We start from the raw sequence: 8586 nt of genomic DNA, 5'->3' as shown, positions 1-8586 counted from the left end.
TTCGATCTCCTCGGGCGTCTTATTATTCCCATGGAAGTGGATTCGCTGGGCCGGGAATCCAGCCTGCAAGGCTGTATACAATTCCCCTTCCGATACAACATCTAGCGACAGCCCCTCTTGGTCGACTAACCGGCACATTGCCGTTGTACAGAATGCTTTGCTTGCATATGCAACTTGAAAGGTTAACCCAGACTCGCGAAATGCTTCCATGTATTGTCCACAGCGTTCTCTGACTAATGCTTCGTCAAAAATATAAAGCGGAGTACCAAATTGCTGCTTCAATTCGGTTACATCGCAACCGCCAATTTCTAAATGTCCATCCCCATTAATCTTGCTCGTTCCGTGTAAGTACATCGTCATTTCTCCCCACTCCCACTCGATCTTCTATGTCTATCCCCTCATGTTGTTCCAATTGTTAGTGAAAATATTACATCGAGTATATCAGCTTATTCGATCTTGAAAGAATGGATTTTTCCGTCCATCATTTGCATTATAGAGGTTGTCAAGGGACAAACACATTGCCTTCCAAACGTTGAAGCTATCGCTTCGTTCTTGGCGGCATCTTTGTATTATCTCGTGTCTGATTCAAGCTAGGGCGCGTCTTTATCAGCAAGAATGGCTGTCGCACGATGATATTGTACATCGCTTTGGCATTGAACGGAATGAACGGCCATAAGTATGATGCATTGTACGAGCGATGCAGGGTCAGCCAGAGCAGCCAAACGGTTGTACCAATGACGAGTCCGGGAACTCTGAATAGCGCAACCGAAACAAGCAGCACGAGCCTCACGATTCGATTGGCCAGCGCCAGCTCATAGCTCGGTGTCGCAAACATCCCTACGGCAGCTACAGCCATGTACAAAATAACCTCATTGACGAACACTCCTGTTTTGACCGCTATGTCACCTACGAGTATCGCAGCTAGCAAGCCCAATGCTATCGCAAGCGGCGACGGAGTATGAACAGCCGCCATTCGCATGAGATCCACGCCGAGCTCTGCGATGAGGAACTGGAAAATGAGCGGTATCTTCCCTGTCTCCTGCGGTCCAATAATTTGTAGGGCGGCAGGCTTTAATCCCGGCTCGATAACGAGCAGCAGCCACAATGGGAGAATGAAGAGCGATGCAAAAATACCGATGAAGCGCACACTCCGCAAATAGGTTCCCATAAATGCAGTTTGTCGATTCTCTTCTGCATGCTGACATAAGTCGAAAAACGTCGTCGGCAAAATGATGACAGATGGAGAAGTGTCGACAAATATGACAATGCTGCCATCCATCAAATGGGAAGCGACAACATCTGGACGTTCCGAGTATCGTACTAGCGGATAAGGGTTCCACGCCTTATTGATAATCGCCTCCTCTAGTTGCTTGTCGGCCAGTGGCAGACCATCCACATTCACCGCTTTTATTTTATTACGAACCGACTCCACTTGACGCTTGTCAGCAATATCATCTATATAGGCAATACACACATCGGTACGGGTACGCCGTCCCACCTGCACCATTTCATACATAAGCCCCGGATCACGCAAGCGGCGTCGGACAAGGGTAACGTTCGTAAGCAGTGTCTCGCCGAATCCGTCACGTGCACCCCGAACCACCCGCTCGAGCGACGGTTCTTCAAGACCCCGCACAGGGAAAGTCTTGCAGTCCACAATAATCGCACTTGATTCATGATCAATAAAGAAAGCGCTGCTGCCAGCGAGCACTTTATTAATGACGCTGCTTAACTTATTCTCCCGCTCTACTTGAACATGAGGGATATAGCGTTCGAACAAGGATTTGAGTGCGTTCGGCGACATTTCTTCCTTATCCAAGTATGACATTCGGGACAAGATTAACGTCATCACTTCGTCCTTAGCAAAACCATTCACATAGAACAGACCTACCCGCCGCTCGCCGAAGACCATCTCGCGCAGCACGATATCGAACGACTCCCCAAGTCCAACTACCTGTTGCAGCGTTCGTTTCGTCTCGTCCAGCTTCTTGGAGATTTCGTCCTTGTCCTGCCAATAGATGATGGACTCTTCTATCGTATCGGACTTCTCACGCTGCTTTTTTCTGTCATGCAAGCTGCCTTGCTCAGATGCATGCTGATGATTGCCCCCATCCTCAGACTGCTCTTTCGGTGATTTCGAATGAGGAGGGGAAAGTACGTCCTTTTGCGACGATTCTTGTTCAGTTTGCTGCTCTGTCATTGGGCAATATCCTCCTTCTTATTGAATCTCCATATCTTGGCATATCCTTCATTGCGAGATTCTCATCATTCACACAGAAATTTCAATGCGGGTATTTAAAACAGTCGAACCAAGATCCAAGAACCTTGCCAATTACCATTGCGGTCAGTAGATGAGGGAGCGCATGTGTCATACCAAGCCGTTTCGCCAATATCGGAAAAACATTCAATACCTCCGTCAGCGCTGCAGCCAAGAGTCCCACGAATACCCCATCCAGCAGTCCGATGAATGGAGAGAACCATCCCGCATAGAAGAATCGGATACTCCATAAATCTGTTACGGTAAAGAACAGCGTGCCCGCAATAATGGCGTACTCAAACCAATACGAACAGTGGAAGGAGCGAGTAAGCTGTGCTAGCCGTGGAAGCATGTCAAGCACGACAAATAATGCCACCATCGCGCCCCCAACCGTAATCCCGCCAGCGATTCCCGCGAACGATGCCAGCAGCTGTGCAAGACCATACAGCCAAGTCTCAGTCACGCTTCAAATCCTCCTTGCGCAATCGCTTGTATTCCTCGGTTATCATGTACTGGTTCAAGTTTTCCTGATATAGGAACATCTCAACTTCAAGCGGTGTCGGCTCTTCATTGAACTTCTTGCGGAAAAAGTGATTAAAAAATACGACCATCCCAAGACCGATGCCAATGGAATAACAGGCTTGGAACCAAAATGGATTCGCATCCTTCCGACCCGTAAGCATTTCTACAATTCGTTTATGTACAGGGAGCATGCTTACATCGGCGTGAAAGTTCATGATCGCGAGGCCTGAACCGAAGAACAGCAGCAGCCAGACAAGAACAATTAGGGCGATATTTGGCTTCTTCACCTGCGTCACAACCTCAACTAATGTATGCGGCTGGCCGAAGCATTCTATGGTCATTCTCGGACACAGTTCCTTAATTGCCCTCGTAATGTGCATCATGTCAATCAATATCATGTTGCCGTCGCTTGTCTTTGGTTCCTTCAGCACAAGCTCTCTTAATTTCGTGTACCATGCATCGTCTGCAATGACCTCAGCTACATCCTTAAGTCGAATCGGATGATCTGGCTTGACCGAAGATTGCTTGCGCAGCCGGATATAGCAGGTACTGCCGGAATCAGGCAACTCATCCAAAGTCGCCATGTTCATCCCCCTCCTTCCTCCATAGTGTTAGTATGGTTGAATAGACAGCAAAAAAACCGCAAGGACATCTCCCTGCGGTTTGCTCCTCATACCCTCTCTGGCTCACTGAGCGATCTGGGCTTTGATGGATTGCAATATTTTCTTCTCCAGCCGTGACACTTGCACCTGCGATATTCCGAGGCGACTGGCAACCTCAGATTGCGTCTGATCCCGATAGTACCGCAAATAGACAATAAGCTGCTCCCGTTCACTCAAGCCTTCTATCGCTTCATTCAGCGCAAGCTTATCAAACCATTTGTCCTGCGTATCATCGGCAATTTGATCCATTAACGTAATTGGATCACCATCATTTTCGAATACCGTCTCATGAATGGATGTCGGTGGTTTATTCGCTTCTTGTGCGAACACAACATCCTCCGGTGATACCCCAAGCTCCGCTGCAACTTCCTTAATCGTTGGAAGCCGATTGAGCCGCTTGGACAACTCATCCTTCGTCTTGCGAACTTTGTTCGCCATCTCCTTCAGTGATCGACTCACCTTCAGCGTTCCATCATCACGCAGAAAACGCTGAATTTCACCGATGATCATCGGCACTGCGTAAGTCGAGAACTTCACGTCATATGATAAATCGAATTTATCAACAGATTTCAGCAATCCGATGCAACCAATCTGGAACAAATCATCTGGATCATATCCTCGATTCATAAAGCGCTGAACGACGGACCAGACAAGGCGTATGTTGCAATTGACAAGTGTTTCTCTCGCTAACGAGTCACCTGTCTGACTGAGTGCAATCAGACGCTTCACTTCCGCGTCATCCAAATAATTGGGCGACGACTGCTTCAAATCAGCTTCCATGGCTTCAACCCCTAATTATAGAGCGCTTTTTTCGATTCAATCCGCTTCTTCATGCGGATGCTCGTACCCACGCCCAGTTCGGTAGTTACTTCGCATTCATCCATGAAGTTCTCCATGATCGTGAAGCCCATGCCAGAGCGTTCCATGTCCGGCTTCGACGTATACAGCGGCTGTCTTGCAAGCTCAAGATCCTCAATGCCTCGTCCATTGTCTGATACGGTCAGCATAATCTCCTCACCGGAAATAACCGCTGAAATCGTAACCATCCCAGTAGGATCATTATCATATCCGTGGATGATACAATTCGTCACTGCCTCAGAGATTACGGTCTTCATATCTGTCAGCTCGTCCATTGTCGGATCCAGCTGCGATACAAAGGCTGCAACAGCCACACGGGCAAATGCTTCATTCTCGGAACGACTGGAAAATTGCAGCGTCATTACGTTCGTGTCTGATTGTACACTCATGATACGACCTCCAACCCATTAAGCGCTTTGCGCTCATTATCGTAAACATGCACAATTTTAAACAAGCCAGACAATTCGAACAGACGTCGTACCGCGGGATTCATATCGCATACCGCCATTTTTCCGCCTCGTCCCTTGATCTGCTTGTATCTTCCTAGAATGACCCCCAAACCCGAACTGTCCATAAACGTCAAATCACGAAGGCTTAGCACGACATGGTTCACTTGCTTGCGTTGAATCGCTTCGTCGAGCTGAATTCGTACGTACTCAGACGTATGATGATCCAGTTCCCCTCTCAGACGGGTAATCAATACGTTGCGCTGGTGTTCCAATTCCACCTGCAGATTCATGGCGCTTCACTCTCCTCCCCATGATGCCGATACAGTTCGTCAATGGGATAACCAATTCCTGCCTGACGACAAAACTAGAAGCTGCACGCCGTTAATTGACAAAAAACAACTTGCCGCACGTACGTTTAAAGAGTGTCCACCAGCCAGCTTTCGCAATTTCCTCGGTGGATTCGACAGGATATTCACGAACCTTTTTATCTCCCTGATAAACGACAAGTTTCCCAAGCGACTGACCCGCCGCTACTGGAGCCTTCACAGATTTCGGACCTTCCAGTTCGAAGCGAAGATTGTCAGTGCCCTCGCCTTTTTTGAGTAAAACATGATATGGACGCTGAGCCTTTAGCTCAATATTCTCGACCATCCCTTTCTCCACACGAATATCGCCAATCTTATCTCCGCTTTTCAGCAGCGGAACATTCGTATACTGAGCGAAGGCATAATCGAACATTTGCGTGACTTCTGCATTGCGTGTCTTCGTATTCGGCTCGCCAAGCACAACAGCTACCACACGCATATTATCCCGTTTCGCTGTCGCAGACAGGCAATAACGAGCTTCTGAAGTAAAGCCTGTTTTCAACCCATCTGCACCTTGGTAGAACCGTACAAGCTTATTCGTATTGACAAGCCAAAATTTCTTGCTGGTGTTCTGTCGCAAATAATCCTCATATGCACCTGTAAATTTCGTTACATACGGATATTTCAACAACGCTTGCGACATCAAGGCAATATCATGTGCTGACGTATAATGATTCTCAGCAGGGAGGCCATTGCAATTTACAAAATGTGTATCCTTCATGCCAAGCTCTGCAGCCTTATCGTTCATCATTTGTACGAACGCCTTCTCGGAGCCGCCGATCTTCTCAGCCATCGCAACCGATGCATCATTGCCTGAGGCCATTGCGATTCCCTTCATCATTTCCTCAACCGTCATCTCTTCGCCCGGTTCCAGAAAGATTTGCGATCCGCCCATAGACGCGGCATACTCGCTTGTTGCCACCTTGTCCGTCATCTTCAGCTTTCCTTTGTCAATGGCTTCCATGACAAGCAGCATCGTCATAATTTTCGTAATACTCGCTGGCGGAAGCCGATCGTGGCTATTTTTCTCGAAAATCACCGTTCCCGTGTCCGCATCCATAAGCACCGCTGAGCGCGCGTTATCCGCCAGTTGGGCATCCGGCGCAGCAGAGGATGTTGCTTGGCTTGGCGTTTCTGAATTTGTCCAAGGCGGCAAGTCTGCCCGTGCATAAGATGCGTTCGCCGAAGAAGGCAATATACAAGCGGCAGCAAATAAAAAGCTAAGGCTAGCACACAGCCATTTGTTCACAGATTGTCCCCTCCTATCTAAATAGCGTACATTCTGAGCGCATTACATGCGCAGGATGCACTTTCTATCCAGTGTTACCTTTCAGAAGCAAAATATTCCACTCTTATCGAAAGATAGAGCAGATCTTGGAAGGTTTATCATGTCATGATGTCGAAAAAATTTGGGAAATAAATTTATGCCTATGAAAATGAAATGCAGTACACAACGAGAGAGGATGACATCATGCTTCAGTCGCAATTTGAACACAAATTATGATCTCGCGGGGGTTGAATTTCCCGAATTTTGATTTTACTAAGGATAACCTTGATCGCATCTGTATCGGGCTGCATCTGGGCTATTCAGAGGAACAGCTAATGAAGGAGCTCTCTATTTCGCAAGCACAGTGGAAGAAGAGCATCGATCTGCTCTATGGTGAAGGTCTCGCCAAAAAAGTAGAGGGGCGATATGTTCCGACATTTCCGGTCATCTCACATGAGGCGGGGCAACAGTTCTACCAGCTTAGCATCGCAATCGGAAATGACATCGTATCTCTAATCAATCACAACGCGAATCGAATCCAGCAAGAGACTTTCAAGATCCCGGCATTGCACAATTTTGAATTTGCTGATCTCTCCCTATTTATAATGAGCGATGTATTATTAGATTTCGTGCAAATCGACTATGTGGAACAGTTATTCCTCAAGTCCGACAGACCGTCTCGCAATGGAAAGAACTATTACTATGGTTTGTTGGAAAAACATGCTGATCAGCAGCTAGAGCCGTTCGGAATTTACGGAAACCACTGTGTTCCTATCGGTTCGGCGTACTATTGCGCGTATGGGAATAACAGATACAATCAGCCTCTTCTTCCCCTGTTCAGCAAGGAACAGGTATGTACTTTATTTGGCCCTGCATTATCGGAAAATAAGGCTGCAATTCCAACGATAATCGATCACATTATTCAAAGCTCATCTGGCAACGGTTCGATTGACAGTGAGATACGAAAGGGTTTGAAGCAGTTACATTTGTGGAAGAACGGCAAGCTGATGATCCCTGTACTAAACAACGAGGAATATCAAGCACTGCATCGCATTGCCAATCTTATTACGGCGGATTTGATCAGACTGTTCGAGGATTATCGTTCTATGCTAGTTCAAGCGTATCACGCCTCTCCTTTCGCTGAAGAAACTTCCTTCGAGGAGTATTTTATTTGGTACTATCATTTTTTATATACTTATGTGACTAACCAGCTCATCGAATTGAACGTTATACAATTGCCTTCTTCGAATGGACTCGCTCATTTTATATTGCTGGAACCATAAGATAAGGCCGCTGCTGCTGCCCGATCAACGGACAGCCATGCAGCGGCCTTTTTTCACATGTGAATTTGTTTCTTACATCACAGGGATAATTCCAATAACAAGCTTGAGGAATTGGTCGCGAACGAGCTCTGCCGTCTCCATGACCTCATCGTGCGACAATGGCTGATCCAGAATGCCCGCCGCCATGTTGCTGATGCAGGAAATACCGAGCACTTCCATGCCTGCATGCTGCGCGACAATTACTTCGGATACCGTCGACATCCCTACAGCGTCGCCACCTAGCACACGAAGCATGCGGATTTCCGCAGGCGTCTCGTAGTTCGGGCCAAGAAAGCCGACATATACACCTTCCTGCAGTTCAACACCCTGCGAAGCTGCAACGTCCTTCGCCTTCTGGCGAAGCTGCGGGCTGTACGCCTGAGACATATCCGGGAAGCGTACCCCAAGACGGCTGTCGTTCGCACCAATCAGCGGATTGCGCCCAGTCATGTTCAAATGATCGGAAATGATCATCAGATCCCCAGGCTTATAGGAAGTGTTGATCCCGCCTGCCGCATTCGTTACGAGCAACTTGGATACGCCAATCGCCTTCATAACGCGAACCGGGAATGCGGTCAGCTCTGGTCCATATCCTTCGTACATATGGAAGCGGCCCTTCATCATCGCTACCGTACGGCCTGCGATCTTGCCGATCAGAAGCTCGCCCGCATGGCCTTCTACAGTCGATACAGGGAAATGCGGAATGTCCCCATATGCAATCGTTACAGGCTGTTCCACCAATTCTGCCAGCACACCTAGTCCAGATCCCAAAATCAATCCTACATCAGGCGTCTCACTAATCTTAGATTGAATATAAGCCGCTGCCTCTTGAATATGATCGTGTGTAATTGTGTTGCTCATCTTATTTCCCCCATTCATCATTG

At 47.7% G+C, this 8586-nt stretch carries 9 protein-coding genes and 1 pseudogene; 1 reads left to right on the top strand and 9 read right to left on the bottom strand.

The genetic code is table 11. The features are described 5' to 3' along the window. The 8 genes and pseudogenes from ABN764_RS01485 to ABN764_RS01450 form a co-directional block, all read right to left on the bottom strand. A pseudogene (locus tag ABN764_RS01485) lies at positions 1 to 354 on the bottom strand (diaminopimelate decarboxylase); the annotation flags it as partial. A 184-nt stretch (positions 355 to 538) separates the two neighbouring features. After that, positions 539 to 2200, bottom strand: a complete 1662-nt coding sequence (locus ABN764_RS01480; RefSeq protein ID WP_072727920.1) for a spore germination protein — start codon at positions 2198 to 2200, stop codon at positions 539 to 541. An 82-nt stretch (positions 2201 to 2282) separates the two neighbouring features. After that, a complete protein-coding gene (locus ABN764_RS01475) occupies positions 2283 to 2720 on the bottom strand; it encodes a stage V sporulation protein AB (protein WP_021252938.1) in 438 nt (145 codons plus the stop codon). After that, positions 2713 to 3363: a stage V sporulation protein AA gene (locus ABN764_RS01470; protein ID WP_065290824.1), complete on the bottom strand. Its 651-nt coding sequence runs from the start codon at positions 3361 to 3363 to the stop codon at positions 2713 to 2715. Before ABN764_RS01470 ends, ABN764_RS01475 begins: the two co-directional genes overlap by 8 nt. A 102-nt stretch (positions 3364 to 3465) precedes the next feature. Beyond that, entirely contained in the window at positions 3466 to 4221 is a 756-nt protein-coding gene (gene sigF / locus ABN764_RS01465; RefSeq protein ID WP_021252940.1) for an RNA polymerase sporulation sigma factor SigF, read from the bottom strand. Between the two features lie 11 nt (positions 4222 to 4232). Then, positions 4233 to 4688 (bottom strand): anti-sigma F factor, encoded by a 456-nt coding sequence (gene spoIIAB, locus ABN764_RS01460; protein WP_021252941.1) that lies wholly within the window; start codon positions 4686 to 4688, stop codon positions 4233 to 4235. Beyond that, a complete protein-coding gene (spoIIAA, locus tag ABN764_RS01455; protein WP_021252942.1) occupies positions 4685 to 5038 on the bottom strand; it encodes an anti-sigma F factor antagonist in 354 nt (117 codons plus the stop codon). Before spoIIAA ends, spoIIAB begins: the two co-directional genes overlap by 4 nt. A 91-nt stretch (positions 5039 to 5129) precedes the next feature. Next, positions 5130 to 6362: a D-alanyl-D-alanine carboxypeptidase family protein gene (locus ABN764_RS01450; RefSeq protein ID WP_446670723.1), complete on the bottom strand. Its 1233-nt coding sequence runs from the start codon at positions 6360 to 6362 to the stop codon at positions 5130 to 5132. A gap of 266 nt (positions 6363 to 6628) precedes the next feature. Here ABN764_RS01450 and ABN764_RS01445 point away from each other — a divergent pair, with 266 nt between their 5' ends. Next, positions 6629 to 7663 carry a hypothetical protein gene (locus tag ABN764_RS01445; protein ID WP_446670722.1) on the top strand — a complete coding sequence of 345 codons (1035 nt, stop codon included), beginning with the start codon at positions 6629 to 6631 and terminating at the stop codon, positions 7661 to 7663. A 72-nt stretch (positions 7664 to 7735) separates the two neighbouring features. Here the strand turns inward: ABN764_RS01445 and ABN764_RS01440 are convergent, their stop codons facing one another. Next, entirely contained in the window at positions 7736 to 8563 is an 828-nt protein-coding gene (locus ABN764_RS01440) for a purine-nucleoside phosphorylase (RefSeq protein ID WP_174810508.1), read from the bottom strand. Positions 8564 to 8586: the final 23 nt, after the last annotated feature.

It is taken from the genome of Paenibacillus wuxiensis (assembly GCF_040195695.1).
GTDB classification, from domain to species: domain Bacteria; phylum Bacillota; class Bacilli; order Paenibacillales; family Paenibacillaceae; genus Paenibacillus_B; species Paenibacillus_B suaedae.
This window is presented reverse-complemented; position numbering and strand designations above follow the sequence as displayed.

Bases quoted from the DNA above. Each gene is read 5' to 3' on its own strand.
- sigF (WP_021252940.1), bottom strand. From the start codon at position 4,221: ATGGAAGCTGATTTGAAGCAGTCGTCGCCCAATTATTTGGATGACGCG.
- spoIIAA (WP_021252942.1), bottom strand. From the start codon at position 5,038: ATGAATCTGCAGGTGGAATTGGAACACCAGCGCAACGTATTGATTACC.
- ABN764_RS01470 (WP_065290824.1), bottom strand. From the start codon at position 3,363: ATGGCGACTTTGGATGAGTTGCCTGATTCCGGCAGTACCTGCTATATC.
- ABN764_RS01440 (WP_174810508.1), bottom strand. From the start codon at position 8,563: ATGAGCAACACAATTACACACGATCATATTCAAGAGGCAGCGGCTTAT.
- ABN764_RS01480 (WP_072727920.1), bottom strand. From the start codon at position 2,200: ATGACAGAGCAGCAAACTGAACAAGAATCGTCGCAAAAGGACGTACTT.
- spoIIAB (WP_021252941.1), bottom strand. From the start codon at position 4,688: ATGAGTGTACAATCAGACACGAACGTAATGACGCTGCAATTTTCCAGT.